Here is a 14,664-nt window from a genome sequence, read left to right as displayed (position 1 = left end):
CCCGCCGGCTCGCGCCAAACAAGGCACAAAAACTGCCTTGTTTGCGATCAGCCCGCCGGCTCGCGCCAAACAAGGCACAAAAACTGCCTTGTCTGCGATCAGCCCGCCAACTCGCGCCAAACAAGGCACAAAAACTGCCTTGTCTGCGATCAGCCCGCCGACTCGCGCCAAACAAGGCACAAAAACTGCCTTGTTTGCAGACTAATTGCCCACAGCTTGTACACTTCGCTATCACACAGTGCCGATTGCTTGGGCGAGCCAAGTTCTCCTCTCCTCAGCGGCGTTAGATAGCGGAGGCGCTTCGTATTCGATCACTGTCTCCCCGCGGACAGATGTCTCCTGCAGCAAGGTCAGCACAGCCTCGCCCCATGCTTGACGATCGTTCGCCTTGATGGCGGGGAGATCTGGGAACGCGTAGAAGTAGACGTCCATCAGCCAACGGTTGACCGTCTCCATAGCAGGCGAGGCGAACACCGCCCGCGTCTTGTCGAACAGCTCCTTCGGGAACGGCTCGCCCCGCACGGCATATGCTTCGAACTCATCGTTGCCGATAGAGCCTTCCGCTCGTAGCAGCCAGACGGCGATCCAATCGTACACCTGCATCAGCTCCGGCGGCAGGTCGTTCTTCAGCTGCGGATCGCCGAGATCGACGGTGTACTCGTTGCCCAGCTTGACCACCTTCACGTTGCCGGTCATGCCGATGCCGCGCATGGCGAGCAGCGCCTTCGTCTGCACCTCCGGCGCAATCGCCGGATTGCGGCATATGCGCCGCAGCCACTTGCCGCTGTTCGAATCCGGCAGCAGCGCAAGCCCGCGCACCGCTTCCTCCGCTGTCTGCACGTCTTCGGAGAGCTTGCCGAGGCGCGCGATCGCTTCGCTTAGCTCCATCGTGCGAAGCATGTCCAGCGGCAACCACCGGTTGGCCCACTCCCGCACACCCATCCCCTCAGGCTGGAGATTCGCCGGATGGAGGTTGCCGCTCGTATCGGGACCACCGGCGGCTTGCTGCGACAAATCCTTCACGAAGTCGGCGATGGCGCGCTTCGCGTCGGCTGCCACACCGCGTTTGCTCTCCAAGAGCCGCAGCCATTCCATCAATGTCCGAGCCTGCTTCGTGAACCCAAATGTGCCCATCGCGAACATCTCGCGGTTATAAGGCGCGCCGGAGAGGGCATACCGTGCCAGCGCGATTCTCATCTCGTCATCGTAGCCCATGAGCGACAAGGCGAACGCGAGCATCGCCCAGGAGAAGTCGTCCTTCTCATTCTCCATGATCCCTTGGTACGCCTGATAGGCCGTCTTGCCGTAGGTCGTCTGTTCTAACGGATCGGAGAGCGCATCATCGGTCATCTGCGACATAGATTCCATCCCCTTCTTCTCTTAAGCTTCAACTGAGTCTCTTCTGGACTGTCCCGCAATGACTCTCATCGTAACGCTCCCATACACGCGGGTCAAATCGTCGCCAACCAACTGGTTCCTATTCTACAACCGGTCCCCTTTGTGCTATAGTACCTAAGGACAACTGAAGAAGAATTCCGGCATCGACGCCCCGCCAATACGCGGTTGGCAGCCGGGAGAGGTTCGCGAACTCCCTCTATAAAAAACTATCCTTGAACGGCAGCCGACGCTGGCCGTCGTTCTTGGCGTTCGGCGCGAGGCGGTTACCACCGCTATCGCGCCGTTTCTTTGGGGATGGATCAAGGATCTCTCTCTTCGCATTCGAGAGGAGAGATACACATGAACAACAAGAAGAAGGCGATCGTCGTCTTCAGCGGCGGACAGGACAGCACAACGTGCCTGTTCTGGGCGCTGAAGCGTTACGACGAAGTAGAAGCCGTGACGTTCAACTACGGTCAACGGCACAAGCAAGAGCTGGAGGTCGCGGCAGACATCGCCCGCGAGCTCCAAGTGAAGCACCACGTGCTCGACATGTCGCTGCTGAACCAGCTCGCCCCGAACGCGCTCACCCGCGACGATATCGCGATCGAGCAGCAGGAAGGCGGGCTGCCGACGACGTTCGTCGACGGCCGCAACATGCTGTTCCTTACCTTCGCGGCGGTGCTCGCGAAGCAAGTCAATGCCAACACCATCGTCACGGGTGTCTGCGAGACCGACTTCAGCGGCTATCCCGACTGCCGCGACGTGTTCATCAAGTCGCTGAACGTGACGCTGAACCTGGCGATGGACTATCCGTTCGTCGTCGAGACGCCGCTCATGTGGCTGAACAAGGAGCAGACGTGGGCGCTGGCGGACGAACTCGGCGCATTCGACTTCGTGCGCGAGCGGACGCTGACCTGCTACAACGGCATTCCGGCCGACGGCTGCGGCGAATGCCCGGCGTGCAAGCTGCGCAGGAGAGGCCTTGACGACTACCTGGCCAGTGCCGCCGCTGCCGCATACAGCGCATCCGGCGCATCCGCCATACCTGACGCATCCGCCGCTGCCGAAGCCGCCGCGTGGCGGGCCAAGGAGGAGCGCTTCTAATGCTGCAGCAGATCTACCCGACGGTCGCTCACCCTTACCCATATGAATTAAACAAAGACCTGCAATTCGCCGCCGCGCACTACGTGCCGTCCGAAGCGGCGGGCAAGTGCCAGCGGATGCACGGGCATACGTACTTCGCCAACATCACGATTGCCGGCGATATGCTGGATTCGTCCGGCTTCCTCGTCAACTTCGCCGAGGTTAAGAAGCTCATTCACGATCGGTTCGACCATACGGTGCTCAACGAAGATACGGACAGCTTCAGCAACGAGACGCCGGACCGCTTCCCGACGACCGAGGTCGTGGCGCGGACGATCGCCGAGCTCGTGCAGGCGCATCTCGACCGCACTGAGAACAAGCCGGTCGTCGTGCAGGTGTTCCTGCGCGAGACGCCGACAAGCTACATCGTCTACCGCCCGAATTCGCAGCCAAAGCCGCAATTGCAGCCGGAACCGCAACAACCGAACCTCCAATCGCAACCCCAACCGCATCTGCAACTGAAGGAAGGGGATAGCCGATGAAGGAAGCGCGATTCCCCGTCATGGAGATCTTCGGTCCGACGGTCCAAGGCGAGGGCATGGTCATCGGCCGCAAGACGATGTTCGTCCGCACCGCCGGCTGCGATTACCGCTGCTCCTGGTGCGACTCCGCCTTCACGTGGGACGGCACCGGCAAGGATGACATTCGCCTGCTTACCGCAGACGAGATAACCGCAGAGCTGCGCGCCCTCGGCGGCGATGGCTTCGCTCACGTGACGCTGTCCGGCGGCAATCCGGCGCTGCTCTCGCAGCTCGGCACGCTCATCGACGCGTTGCACGCCCTTCGCATCGAAGTCGCACTAGAGACGCAGGGCAGCCGCTGGCAGGATTGGTTCCTCCAGATCGACGAGCTGACAATCTCGCCGAAGCCGCCGAGCTCCGGCATGAACACGGACTGGCCAACTCTGGACGACATCGTCCGGAAGCTCGAAGCCGCCGCCCGCAACTTCAGCCTCAAGGTCGTCGTCTTCGACGACGCCGACCTCGCTTATGCGAAGCAAGCACACGAGCGCTACCCGCAAGTGCCGTTCTTCCTGCAGGCCGGCAACGCCAACCTGAAGGAGACCCACGCAATCCGCATGCTGCCCTATCTGGTGGAGCGGTACGAATGGCTGATCGGCAAGACAATGGCGGATGCGCAGTTCAAGCGGGTCCGCGTGCTGCCGCAGCTGCACGCTTGGGTGTGGGGCAACAAGAAAGGCGTCTAACGCGCCGCTTCAACCACTACATTTTCACACGGAGAAGGAAGGGAATTACAATGGCAGGAAGAAGCCAAGAAGAGCTCCAAGGCGTGACGCTGCTCGGCAACCAGGGCACGCAGTACAAATTCCAATATGCGCCGGAGATTCTCGAATCGTTCGACAACAAGCACCCGGGGCGCGACTACTTCGTCAAGTTCAACTGCCCGGAGTTCACGAGCGTCTGCCCGATGACGGGCCAGCCGGACTTCGGCACCGTCTATATCTCGTACATCCCGGACGTGAAGATGGTCGAGAGCAAGTCGCTCAAGCTGTACCTGTTCAGCTTCCGCAACCACGGTGACTTTCATGAGGACTGTATGAACATCATCATGAACGACCTGATCAAGCTGATGAACCCCCGCTACATCGAAGTATGGGGCAAGTTCACGCCGCGCGGCGGCATCTCCATCGACCCGTATTGCAACTGGGGCCGGCCCGGCACGAAGTACGAGCAGATGGCGGAATACCGGCTGATGAACCACGACCTGTACCCGGAGAAAGTGGATAACCGCTAATTTGAAGAGGCTGATTCTCAGGCATCGCGCCTGGCGGAACAGTCTCTTTTTCATTTTTTGGAGAGGAAATCAGACAATTGCGGCATAATATGCATTGACAACATTTGCCGTAAATATATAATGCAAAGTATGATATAGTTTCATAATACAACAACTTCGACCCGGGAGGCATCCGAATGCAAGCTCACGAGTTTATGATCAGACAGGTTCATAAGGTGAAAAGCACGGATACGGTACGCGAGGTCATCGAAAGGTTCCTCGAGCATGGGATCAGCGGCCTCCCGGTCGTGAACGAACGGAACGAGATCGTCGGCTACATCAGCGATGGCGACATCATGCGCTACATCGGCAAGCGTGACGACATCATGATCGAAGCCGGGTTCTACTTCGCCGTGTTCAAAGGAGATGATAGGGAGTTCGAGGAGAGGGCGCAGCAGCTGCTTCAGTTGAACGTGATGCGAATCGCGCAGAAGAAGGAGAAGGTCGTCAAAGTCCAGTGGGACGAAGTGATCGAGAACATTGCTGCCATACTAGGGAAGCGGAAGATCAAGAAGGTGCCGGTCGAGCGCAATGGGGTTCTGGTCGGCATCATTAGCCGCGGCAACGTCATTCGGCAGACGTTCAAGCACATGCTGTAGTCTTCTCAAGCCAATATCAAGCCAACATCAAGCCAAATTCACAAAGGGGTTATGGATACAAATGTCATCTTCTACATCGCAATCTTCTGCGGACAAGTCCAGCTTGCTCAAGCAGCCTAAAGCGGTATGGGCCGTCGGGTTCGCTTGCATTATCGCCTTCATGGGCCTCGGCCTCGTCGATCCGATCTTGCCGGCCATCGCCGCCAAGATGGACGCTTCGGCCAGCCAGGTCTCGCTTCTGTTCACCAGCTACAACGCCGTCATGGCGGTCATGATGCTCATCACCGGCGTCATCACCTCCCGGATCGGCGTCAAGAACACGCTGCTCGCGGGCATCGTCTTCATCGCCGTCTTCTCCTGTCTAGGCGCGCTGTCCAATGACGTCTGGGCGCTGATCGGCTACCGCGCGGGCTGGGGACTCGGCAACTCGCTGTTCGTGGCGACGGCGCTGACCGCGATCGTCACCTTCTCGTCGTCAGGCGTCGCCAAAGCGGTCATTCTGTACGAAGCGGCCGTCGGCCTCGGTATCTCGGTCGGTCCGCTGCTCGGCGGCGAGCTGGGCTCCATCTCCTGGAGAGGCCCGTTCTTCGGCGTCGCCGCGCTGATGGTCATCGCATTCGTCAGCTTGTCGCTGATGATGCCGAAGCAACAACGGACATTGGCTCCGACGGCGTCTTCGGCTCCGAAGAAGAAGGCGTCGCTGAAGGATCCGTTCGTCGCCTTGGCGAAGCACCGCTCGCTGTTCGTGCTCGGCCTGCTCGCCTGCTTCTATAACTTCGGCTTCTTCACCATTCTGGCTTACGCGCCGCTCGTGCTAGGCGAGATGGGACTCGATGCGCATCAGCTCGGGTACGTCTTCCTCGCTTGGGGCATTCTGCTCGCTATCACGTCCGTCTTCATGGCGCCGGTGCTCCAGCGCCGGTTCGGCACGCTGAAGTCGATGACCGCCATGCTCCTGCTCTTCGCGGTAACATTGGTTATCGCGGGCATCTGGACCGACTCCAAATGGGTGCTTATCGCGATCGTCGTTATCGTCGGCGCGCTGCTTGGCAACAACAACACGCTCATCACGACGGCGGTCATGAACGCCGCTCCGGTAGAACGCTCTACCGCCTCCGCCGCTTACAGCTTCCTCCGCTTCATCGGCGGTGCGATCGCCCCGTACCTCGCGGGCAAGCTGGCAGAATGGTACAATCCGCACGTGCCGTTCCTCGTAGGAGCGGGATTCGTCCTTGTCGGCATCTTGTACTTCCTCTTCAACAAGAAGCATGTGCAGCACGTCGATCATGCGCCGGGGCACTGACCGGCTGCGCATGTTGCTTCCCGTTGATCGTCTGATATAATCGCCTTCAGACCAATACAGCCTTCGTTCGGCCGCGCGCCGCACGAAGGCTGTTTGTCGTCTGAGTAGGGAATGAAGCCTGGCGTTAATCCGACTGCTCGTCCAGCGTCCGATTGAACTTGCGCAGCAGCTCGGCGAACCGGTCGCGTTCTTCGCCGGTCCAGCCCTTAAGCCGATCGGTAATTCGCGCGAGCCGGGCCTGTTTGTAATCCATCAGGTCTCTGCGTCCGCTCTCGGTCACTTCGAAGAAGAAGGCGCGCCCGTCCGAAGGGTCGGGATTGCGCTTCACGTACCCCTTCTGTTCCAAAGCCGCGATCTGCCGGCTGACGGTCGAGATGTCCAAGTGGAATTCATCCGCGAGCGCCCGCACGCCGATATGGGCGCTGGAGATGATCCGGTTCAGCAGCAGGTAGGCGGAACGGTCCATGCGGCCTAAGCGCTTGTCGTTGGAGAAGGATGTGGCGCGGCGAATCAGCATCGCAAGCTCGGTGTCGATGAGGTGCAAAGCTTCGCGGTCATCCAATGACGTTCACCTCCCCTAATTAAATATTATCGTAACATAGCGAACGTTTTTTGCAAAAAAAAACGGGTCCTGCCCTGCGAGATGCCGAGGGCTGTCCTGTCACCCTAGGCGGATGCGGCGGATACAATGTAGTACGGAGCATTAGCCTCCATTGCTTAATCAGAAGGAGTGGTCCTATGAATAGAGTGGGCAAAATGTCAGGTTGGCTCATCGCGGTGGCCTTGATGCTCATCGTGGCCAGCTGCGGGGGCAGCAGCGGCGGCAATTCATCCCCTTCCGCCTCGCCGTCCGGATCGGCGAGCGCAGCCCCTTCGGCAGATCCATCCGCTTCGCCTTCCGCTTCCGCAACGCCTCAAGAGCTGACGAAGGTCCGGTTCTCCGAGGTGATTCGCTCGATTTTCTACGCGCCGCACTACGTTGCTATGTCGCAGGGCTTCTTCGCGAAGCAAGGGCTGGAGATCGATATGAACACCTCGCAGGGCTCCGACAAGGGGGCAGCGGCGCTACTCGCGGGAACCGGCGACGTCTCGCTCATCGGACCGGAGACAGCCATCTACATCTACAACCAGAAGGGCGAGAAGACGCTGAAGGTGTTCTACCAGCTGACGATGAAGGACGGCTCGTTCCTGCTGTCGCGGGAGCCGGTCGAATCGTTCGAATGGAGCGATCTGGCAGGCAAGAAGGTGATCGGCTGGAGGCCGGGCAGCTCGCCGCAGATGGTGATGGCTTCGATGCTGAAGCAGGAGCAGGTCGAGGGTACCGAGGTCGTCACCAACATCGCGGCGACGGCGATGACAGGCGCGTTCACGAGCGGGCAGGGCGACTATATCCAGCAGTTCGAGCCGGTCGCGTCCACGCTCATTCAGGAAGGCCAGGCGTACTATGCGGCATCGCTAGCGGACTTCGGCGAGTATCCGGAGACGGGCTACGTCGCCACTTCGGACTATATCGCCGAGCATCCGGACGTGATCCAGAAATTCGTGAACGCCGTCGCGGAAGGGACGGAATGGCTGAACACCGCGTCCGACGATGAGATCGTCCAGGCGCTGAAGCCGTTCTTCGAAGGCACGCCGGATGACCTAATCCTGCAATCTATCAAGCGGTATCAGGAGCAGAACACGTGGCCGGCATCGCCCGTACTGACCGCGGAATCGTTGGAGACGCTGCAGAATGTGCTGATCGAGAACGGCGTCCTGAAGAGCGAAGAGAAGCTGAGCGACGTGTCGGCCATCGCGGATATGAGCTTCGTAGACAAGATCGGTCAAGGGGGCTGAACCGATGGAGACGCCGCAGATCGAGATGCGTGATGTCGGCATGAGCTACTTCACGCCGAAGCAGGAGACGGAGGCCTTGAAGGGCGTCCAGCTCAGCGTCCGGCGCGGAGAATTCATCAGCATCGTCGGGCCGAGCGGCTGCGGCAAGAGCACGCTGCTGTCGCTCATCTCCGGGATGCTGAAGCCGACGAAGGGGCAGGTGTTGATCGACGGACAGCAGGTAGACGGCGTGTCGCCGAAGGTAGGATATATGCTGCAGCAAGACCATCTGTTCGAATGGCGGGACGTGCGGGGCAATCTGCTCGCCGGCGCGGAGATCCGCCGAATGGACCGCAAGCGCGCGGAGCGGAAGGCAAGTGAGCTGATGGAACGGTACGGGCTGGGGAGCTTCGCGCGCCACAGCCCTTCCCAGCTATCCGGGGGCATGCGCCAGCGGGTAGCGCTCATCCGGACGCTAGTCGCCGAGCCGGATATTCTGCTGCTCGATGAACCGTTCTCCGCGCTCGACTTCCAGACGCGGCTGACGCTGGCCGATGAGGTGCACCGCATTATCCGCGAGCAGGGGAAGACGGCGGTGCTCGTCACGCACGACATTCCGGAAGCCATCTCGATGGCGGACCGGGTGATGGTCATGTCGCAGCGGCCGAGCACGATCTCTTCGATCTACGAGATCCGGCTGGGGGAGGACGGGGAATCGTCGCCGTCGATGAGCCCTCTGAGCAAGAGGGAGGCGGCGGGGTTCCGGACGTATTTCACCGCGCTATGGAAGGAGCTGGAGGCTCATGTCGCTGCCAAGTAAGGAAGGATCGAGAGTGAGGGAGCAAGCCGGGACGCCTGCCGAGCCGAACGGCGGCAAGGCGGCCGGCATGGCATCCCTTCCGTACCGGAGGTATCTGAAGAAGCAGCGTCTGGCGTTCTGGCAGATCGTCATCTCGCGGCTCGCGCTGCTGGCGGCGCTGCTGGCGCTGTGGGAGATCGCCGCGCGGCTGGGCTGGGTTGATTCGATGCTGACGAGCAGCCCGTCCCAATTAGCCGGTTCGTTCCGCGAGCTGGCGTTGGAGGGCGGCCTGTGGAAGCATACGTGGACGACGGGGCTCGAGACGCTGATCGGCATCGCCGCCTCGATGATCGCGGGTACGCTGATCGCCGTCGTCTTCTGGTGGTCGACCTACGCCTCGCGGGTGCTGGAGCCTTATATCGTCGTGCTGAACGCGCTGCCCAAGGTGGCGCTCGGCCCGATCTTCTATATCTGGCTCGGCGACCGCTATTCCGTCTACGGGATGGCGGTTGCCATCTCGGTCATCGTGACGATCATGATGATTGAGAATGGGTTCAAGGAGATGGCGCGGACGAAGCTGAAGCTGATGCAGTCGTTCGGCGCGACGAAGCTGCAGATGCTGACGATGGTCATGCTGCCGGCGAGCGTACCGAACATCATCGCGACGCTGAAGGTGAACGTCGGCCTGACGCTGGTCGGCGTCATCATGGGCGAGTTCCTGTCGTCGAAGGCGGGACTCGGGTATTTGATCATCTATGGCGGCCAGGTATTCCAGATGGATCTCGTCATGGTGAGCATCTGCTTGCTGGCGCTCATGTCGGTCGCGCTCTACGGCATTGTGAACGGAATCGGCTGGCTTCTCGCGAAGAAGTTCCGTCATGATTGACCGGCAGGCCAAAGATTCGCTTTTTCCCGCAAAAGATGGCACAATAGAGAAAACAAGTTGCAACTGGAAGCGGGGAGATCGAATGGCGCATACGTACGTTTATTCGCGCAAGGAAGAGGTGGCGAACGCTGTCACGCACGGTATCGGCGCGGTTCTGAGCATCGCGGCGCTGACGCTGCTCATTATATTCGCAAGCCTGAATGGTACGGCTTGGCATGTGACCAGCTTCGCGGTATATGGCGTGACCATGCTGATGCTGTACACGGCTTCGACGCTGGTGCACTCGTTCCGCGAGGGCAAGGTCAAGGATCTGTTCGAGACGTTCGACCATTCGTGTATCTATCTGTACATCGCCGGGACGTATACGCCTCTCATGCTGACCGTGCTAAGAAGCCCGCTGGGGTGGACGGTGTTCGGCATCGTCTGGGGCATCGCGATCGGCGGCGTCGTCTTCAAAGCGTTCTTCACCAAGCGGTTCCTCTTCCTCTCCACGCTCTTCTATCTGCTGATGGGCTGGATGGTCGTGCTCGTCTGGGGGCCTCTGAAGGAAGCGATGCCGGCCGGCGGGATGCATCTCTTGATGGCGGGCGGCATGCTGTACACGCTCGGCTCGGTGTTCTACGTCTGGCGCGCGTTCCGATACCACCATGCGGTGTGGCATCTGTTCGTCTTAGGAGGCTCGGTGCTTCACTTCTTCACGATACTGCTGTACGTACTGTAATTTATGGCGATATTGGCAGACAGCCCTCTTCCGGCGGAATACCGGACGGGGGCTGTCTGCTTCCTTCTTCCGTTAGTTATTCGACCATTCCAGGATCAGGACGTTCGCATCTGTATTCAAGATGTCCTTGACAGCCGGGTCGATATCTCCCAACGCCGGGTTGTTCAGATGCTTCAAGAAGTCCTGCATATGATCAGCCGCATGATCGGGCCGGTCGATGTCCAACTGATGCTGCGCTTGCTTGAGGCTGTTATCGAGCTGGACGAACAATGGGTGGCTCAATTGGTCTTCATAACGATCCAGCAGTTCGTTCAGGGCTGCAAGGCTTGTTGTTACGTTAAAATGGTATGTTGCCTGCAGCTTGTTCCCTGCCATGTCTTCTGCTTCGATGGTTGCTGTATAGCTGCCAATCTTGCCTGCCCAATCGATCGTTAGGCTAGCCGTCTCGTTCGCCAAGTCCAATGAATACACGGAGCCGCTTACGGACACTCGAGCCGAAGCCAGTCCGGATAATGCATCGGATGCTTGAAAGGTTAGCGGGAGATGATCATCGAAGGAATCGCCATCGGCTAATATCCTACCGTCAACCAGCAGGTTGAATTCCGGCGGAGTCCGATCCATCAAGACGGGGCTCGACATCGCGATCTCGCCCGATAAGCCGTAGCTTCCGACTTTATAGTAATAGGAGACGACAGGCTCGAGGCCGCTGTCGGTGAAGGAGGGCTGGCTTCCTTCATAGACAGGCGCATAAGGCCCCTCTGCGCTAGTCGATCGGAAGAGCTTATAGGCGATCGCCCCCAATGTCTTGTTCCACGAGACGGCCGCCGAATCCGCCGATGCCGGAACGGCCGTCAGCCCCATCGCCGGATTAGGTGTCTGGGAATCATCCGCGATCATGATCCAGTTGATCAACGGGTCCTGAGCGGCGGTATTCCTTACCATGATCGTGATCATACCGTCGGTTACGTCAACTGGATAACGGTAGACCTTGTTGGATATATACGTGATCGCGGTCTTCTTCACGTCGTTGATATACAGGTCCGCCTTCCGGCTCGAGTTGTTCCAGATGTCGTTAAAGCCCGTATACACGATATAGGTTCCATTCGGTACCGTGAACTTGTAGGTCAGGTCGGTGCCGGCCGGAGAGTTGGTGACATTACCTCCGTTCAAATAACGCAGCGTGGAGAAGATGTCTCCGGAATCCGAACCGGACGGGTTGGAGCTCGTCTGCACGTAGCCCCATGGAGTCGAATCTGCCGGATTGTACAGCTGTTCGACGACGTCCTTGTTGAGCAGCGTATCCTGCAGGTATGAAGTCATCAGGCTGTAATCAGGCGTTCGGCTGCCGCCGCTGTTGACGAAGTAGATGGTCTTGTCAGCAACGGCGCTTATCTTGAATTGCAGCGTCTTGTTGGCCAGCTGCGGCAGCGTCGCCTGCAGCGTATAGGTACCCGGCAGCGCGAACGTATTCGCGGTTACGGGATTGCCGTTGACCGTCCAGAGGACGTTCGTTGGCGAAGTTTCCGTTGAACCTTTGGGCGAGACTTCGATCTGGCTCGGGAGGGCGAGCTCGGTACCGGCGGCGATCACTTCGGGCAACTGGACATTCGCTTCAATGCCCTTCATTTGGTCGAGCAGATCGAGCGTCCACCGGCTGTACCATTTGATGGAGATGTCCGTGCCTTGGCTGAATTCGATCGGCAGCCACACGTATTTGGCTCCGCCGTTCGCCGAGAAGTTCCCGCCGTTCCAATCGTCGCCTACGTAGATGAACTTGCCGTTGGCCGGGTCCACCGGAATGACCGAAGCCGTCTGGGAGTTGAAGGCTGCCATCGGGTTCGGATCGGAAGCCGATATCCGGACGAAAGGATCCTTCAACGGCGACCAGTTCCCCAGCATGGAATCTGATACGCTGTACATATTCTCATTCGGAGACCATCCGGTAGCGCCTGAGGTTAGCAGGTAGTATTTGCCGTCATACTTGAACACGGCCGGGGCCTCTCGTACACCGCCAGGGAATACCCGAATATAATCTTCGCCGTATACTCCCTTGTAGGCGGCATCCCGGACCGGGTTGCCATTCTCGTCGACATTGCCGTCCTTATGCCAGCCGACAACGTCCGAATAGTCGTCCAGCAGCTTAGAGATGTAGATCGTCCGGTTCTCTTCGCTGGAATAGATCAGGTAGGCTGTGCCGTCGTCGTCCTTGAACAGATTCATATCCCGAGCCATGCCTGGGTTGCCCGGCTGATAGTCGGTCTGATCCGGCGGGCATTCATCCATCCGGTAGCTCTTCTGGTATACGAACGGACCGGTCGGCGAATCGCTGATCGCGTATCCTGCTTGCGCTTTGCCATAGTTGGCGTTGTCGTTGTACGGGTCCTTATCTCCATCGATATGGGCCCACATAACGTATTTTTTCGTCTGGTCGTTGTAGATGACCTTCGGCCGCTCGACGATTCGGCCTTTGCGGATGTCCGCCCAGATGCTGAGTGTATCGGCTCGGCCGGCGTAGAGCTCTGAGATCAACGGATCGTTCGCAAAGTCATCCATCGAATTGATCAGCGTTAACGCCATGCCTTCGTCGGTCCAATTCAGCAGGTCGGTCGAGGAGTACACTCTCACGCCTGCGGAAGGCCATGCGCCTTGATGATACTCGCCGTACCAGTAATATTTCTGCGTATTCTCATCGTACAGAATCCCGGCTCCATGGGCATCAATCGGATTGCCGGAAGTATCCGCCCAGATCGTGTCCGGCGTGATGGCTGTTCTCATCGTACCTACGCCAAGCGGCTCCGAGACAGCCGAAGCGACGCCGTCGATCACCGCGCCGATTCGGTAGAAATAGCCGGTGCCTTCGGTCAGGCCGATATCGGTATACTCGGTATCCGTTCCGGTATAAATCTGTGTATACGCCCCGGCGGAGCTCGCAGCTCTGCTGATCCTATAGATGACGTTCTCACCGGCGATCGCGTCCCAGCTTAACGTCACAGACGTATCGGTCTTCTCCGCTGCCTTGAAGTTTCTTGGCGCGTCATACTGGAAGGTTGTCGCCTGAACGGAGGACGCTTCGGATTCGCCGGTCGCATTATACGCCGTTATCTGGTATTTATATGCCGTATCCGGCGTCAGCCCGGTATCCAAGAAGCTTAAGGCCGTCCCCTCATATACCTTGCCGAAGACATCGCTAGAAGCGGGAGCGCGGTATACTCGGTAACCGGTTGCTTTGTCCGCTGCCGACCAAGTCAGCCGGACTGTCGACGAATTGACGGCAACCGCCGTTAGTCCCATGGGAGCTGCCGGAGGAGCTGCGTCTGTTCTTGCGGATAGCTCGGCTGACCACTGCGATTCCGTCAGTCCGCCATACAGGAAGGCGATCCTGTAATAGTAAGACGTATCGGAGCTTAAGCCGGTATCCGTGAAGCTGGTCGAAGCCGAGTTGGCCACGAAGGCATAGCCGCTCCCGGAGGCCGTGGAGCGGTAAATATTGTAGCTTGCCGCTCCCTCTACCGGATCCCAGCTCAAGGAGATCGCGGATCCCGTCTGCGCGTCGGATCGAAGCGTTGAAGGGTTCGCGGCAGGTACGCCCGCAACCGTGACGTCATCCACATGAACGGATTGCCACTTGTTGCGGATGCCGACTTTGCCGCTGGTGAATGTATCGTCGATGGCTTCGAATACAAGACGATCGGTTCCGTTATTCACGATATAACACTTGATGGAGTTGCCGATCAGCACCATTTTCAACTGGTACCACGTGTTCTTGTTCATGGCGTATGGGAGGCTTCGGATCGTGGTGTCGATGCCGTTGATTCTCTTGGATAGGACTAACGTATTAGCGGCCTGCATCTGAAAATAGTAAAAGTTCCGGGCATCTTGAACGCGCGCTAGAATGCCCGGGTAGTTGCCGCCGTCTTCGGTGAAGAAGCGCATCGTGACGGTGAAGTCCGTCCATGCGGGATCGCCGGCGGTAATGATTCCTTCTCCGGTATCGGTCTGATTCAGCGCCTTGTTGCCGGAATCGGCCGGATCTGCGGCGATGCGCCAGTTGCCGGAGGATACCGTCCACTCGGGACTTGCTGTATAATCGCCGTCCTCGAAGGCGTCCTGCATATACACCTCGGGTTCGGACGGGGATGCGGCGGAAGCCGCGCTCAAGCCGATGAGACTCAGCGGTGCCGCCAGTGATAATAACAACAGCAGGAAGAACGATTTTTTGATCAA

The 14,664-nt window shown here is 58.8% G+C and carries 13 protein-coding genes and 1 pseudogene; 11 read left to right on the top strand and 3 right to left on the bottom strand.

Features of this window, described 5'->3' with window-relative positions:
* The coding region (locus H4Q31_RS21390) for a hypothetical protein (protein WP_221626871.1) at positions 1–205 on the top strand (205 nt) is incomplete at its 5' end.
* 26 nt (positions 206–231) lie between these two features.
* On the opposite strand, the gene H4Q31_RS16560 is transcribed toward H4Q31_RS21390, so the two are convergent.
* The gene (locus tag H4Q31_RS16560; protein ID WP_185180168.1) at positions 232–1,368 is read right to left on the bottom strand and encodes a hypothetical protein; all 1,137 of its coding nucleotides are present in this window, start codon (positions 1,366–1,368) and stop codon (positions 232–234) included.
* Between the two features lie 369 nt (positions 1,369–1,737).
* On the opposite strand from H4Q31_RS16560, the gene queC reads away from it, so the two are divergent.
* The 6 genes and pseudogenes from queC (at position 1,738) to H4Q31_RS16530 (ending at position 6,219) form a co-directional block, all read left to right on the top strand.
* On the top strand, positions 1,738–2,484 hold the full coding sequence (gene queC, locus H4Q31_RS16555) for a 7-cyano-7-deazaguanine synthase QueC (protein WP_185180167.1): 747 nt from the start codon (positions 1,738–1,740) through the stop codon (positions 2,482–2,484).
* Positions 2,484–2,909: pseudogene (locus tag H4Q31_RS16550) on the top strand (6-pyruvoyl trahydropterin synthase family protein); the annotation flags it as partial. The gene queC and the pseudogene H4Q31_RS16550, both read left to right, overlap by 1 nt.
* Positions 2,910–3,001: 92 nt before the next feature.
* Positions 3,002–3,730 carry a 7-carboxy-7-deazaguanine synthase QueE gene (queE, locus tag H4Q31_RS16545; protein WP_185180165.1) on the top strand — a complete coding sequence of 243 codons (729 nt, stop codon included), beginning with the start codon at positions 3,002–3,004 and terminating at the stop codon, positions 3,728–3,730.
* Positions 3,731–3,780: 50 nt separating this feature from the next.
* On the top strand, positions 3,781–4,278 hold the full coding sequence (queF, locus tag H4Q31_RS16540) for a preQ(1) synthase (RefSeq protein WP_185180164.1): 498 nt from the start codon (positions 3,781–3,783) through the stop codon (positions 4,276–4,278).
* A 176-nt stretch (positions 4,279–4,454) separates the two neighbouring features.
* The gene (locus H4Q31_RS16535; protein WP_185180163.1) at positions 4,455–4,916 is read left to right on the top strand and encodes a CBS domain-containing protein; all 462 of its coding nucleotides are present in this window, start codon (positions 4,455–4,457) and stop codon (positions 4,914–4,916) included.
* Positions 4,917–4,977: 61 nt separating this feature from the next.
* Positions 4,978–6,219, top strand: a complete 1,242-nt coding sequence (locus H4Q31_RS16530; RefSeq protein WP_185180162.1) for an MFS transporter — start codon at positions 4,978–4,980, stop codon at positions 6,217–6,219.
* Positions 6,220–6,343: 124 nt separating this feature from the next.
* Here H4Q31_RS16530 and H4Q31_RS16525 read toward each other — a convergent pair whose 3' ends face one another.
* On the bottom strand, positions 6,344–6,781 hold the full coding sequence (locus tag H4Q31_RS16525) for a MarR family winged helix-turn-helix transcriptional regulator (protein ID WP_245347499.1): 438 nt from the start codon (positions 6,779–6,781) through the stop codon (positions 6,344–6,346).
* A 176-nt stretch (positions 6,782–6,957) separates the two neighbouring features.
* Between H4Q31_RS16525 and H4Q31_RS16520 the strand changes: the two genes are divergently transcribed.
* From H4Q31_RS16520 to trhA, 4 genes are all read left to right on the top strand, one after another.
* Positions 6,958–8,055 (top strand): ABC transporter substrate-binding protein, encoded by a 1,098-nt coding sequence (locus H4Q31_RS16520; protein WP_185180161.1) that lies wholly within the window; start codon positions 6,958–6,960, stop codon positions 8,053–8,055.
* A 4-nt stretch (positions 8,056–8,059) separates the two neighbouring features.
* Entirely contained in the window at positions 8,060–8,854 is a 795-nt protein-coding gene (locus tag H4Q31_RS16515; protein WP_185180160.1) for an ABC transporter ATP-binding protein, read from the top strand.
* Complete coding sequence (locus tag H4Q31_RS16510; protein ID WP_209703649.1) at positions 8,838–9,719, top strand: ABC transporter permease; 882 nt, start codon at positions 8,838–8,840, stop codon at positions 9,717–9,719. The genes H4Q31_RS16515 and H4Q31_RS16510 overlap by 17 nt, the downstream gene beginning before the upstream one ends.
* A gap of 82 nt (positions 9,720–9,801) precedes the next feature.
* Positions 9,802–10,440, top strand: coding sequence for a PAQR family membrane homeostasis protein TrhA (gene trhA, locus H4Q31_RS16505; RefSeq protein WP_185180159.1), 639 nt, complete (start codon positions 9,802–9,804; stop codon positions 10,438–10,440).
* A 72-nt stretch (positions 10,441–10,512) separates the two neighbouring features.
* Here trhA and H4Q31_RS16500 read toward each other — a convergent pair whose 3' ends face one another.
* Positions 10,513–14,664, bottom strand: coding sequence for a fibronectin type III domain-containing protein (locus H4Q31_RS16500; RefSeq protein ID WP_245347498.1), 4,152 nt, complete (start codon positions 14,662–14,664; stop codon positions 10,513–10,515).

Origin of the sequence: Cohnella lubricantis, assembly GCF_014212015.1 — a bacterium.
In the GTDB taxonomy this organism is placed as follows: domain Bacteria; phylum Bacillota; class Bacilli; order Paenibacillales; family Paenibacillaceae; genus Cohnella; species Cohnella lubricantis.
Note: the sequence above shows the minus strand (reverse complement) of the source record. Positions and strands in the feature narration are given on the sequence as shown.

Coding starts and splice junctions, on each gene's coding strand:
- H4Q31_RS16560 (WP_185180168.1), bottom strand. CDS start 1,368: ATGGAATCTATGTCGCAGATGACCGATGATGCGCTCTCCGATCCGTTA.
- queC (WP_185180167.1), top strand. CDS start 1,738: ATGAACAACAAGAAGAAGGCGATCGTCGTCTTCAGCGGCGGACAGGAC.
- queE (WP_185180165.1), top strand. CDS start 3,002: ATGAAGGAAGCGCGATTCCCCGTCATGGAGATCTTCGGTCCGACGGTC.
- queF (WP_185180164.1), top strand. CDS start 3,781: ATGGCAGGAAGAAGCCAAGAAGAGCTCCAAGGCGTGACGCTGCTCGGC.
- H4Q31_RS16535 (WP_185180163.1), top strand. CDS start 4,455: ATGCAAGCTCACGAGTTTATGATCAGACAGGTTCATAAGGTGAAAAGC.
- H4Q31_RS16530 (WP_185180162.1), top strand. CDS start 4,978: ATGTCATCTTCTACATCGCAATCTTCTGCGGACAAGTCCAGCTTGCTC.
- H4Q31_RS16520 (WP_185180161.1), top strand. CDS start 6,958: ATGAATAGAGTGGGCAAAATGTCAGGTTGGCTCATCGCGGTGGCCTTG.
- H4Q31_RS16515 (WP_185180160.1), top strand. CDS start 8,060: ATGGAGACGCCGCAGATCGAGATGCGTGATGTCGGCATGAGCTACTTC.
- H4Q31_RS16510 (WP_209703649.1), top strand. CDS start 8,838: ATGTCGCTGCCAAGTAAGGAAGGATCGAGAGTGAGGGAGCAAGCCGGG.
- trhA (WP_185180159.1), top strand. CDS start 9,802: ATGGCGCATACGTACGTTTATTCGCGCAAGGAAGAGGTGGCGAACGCT.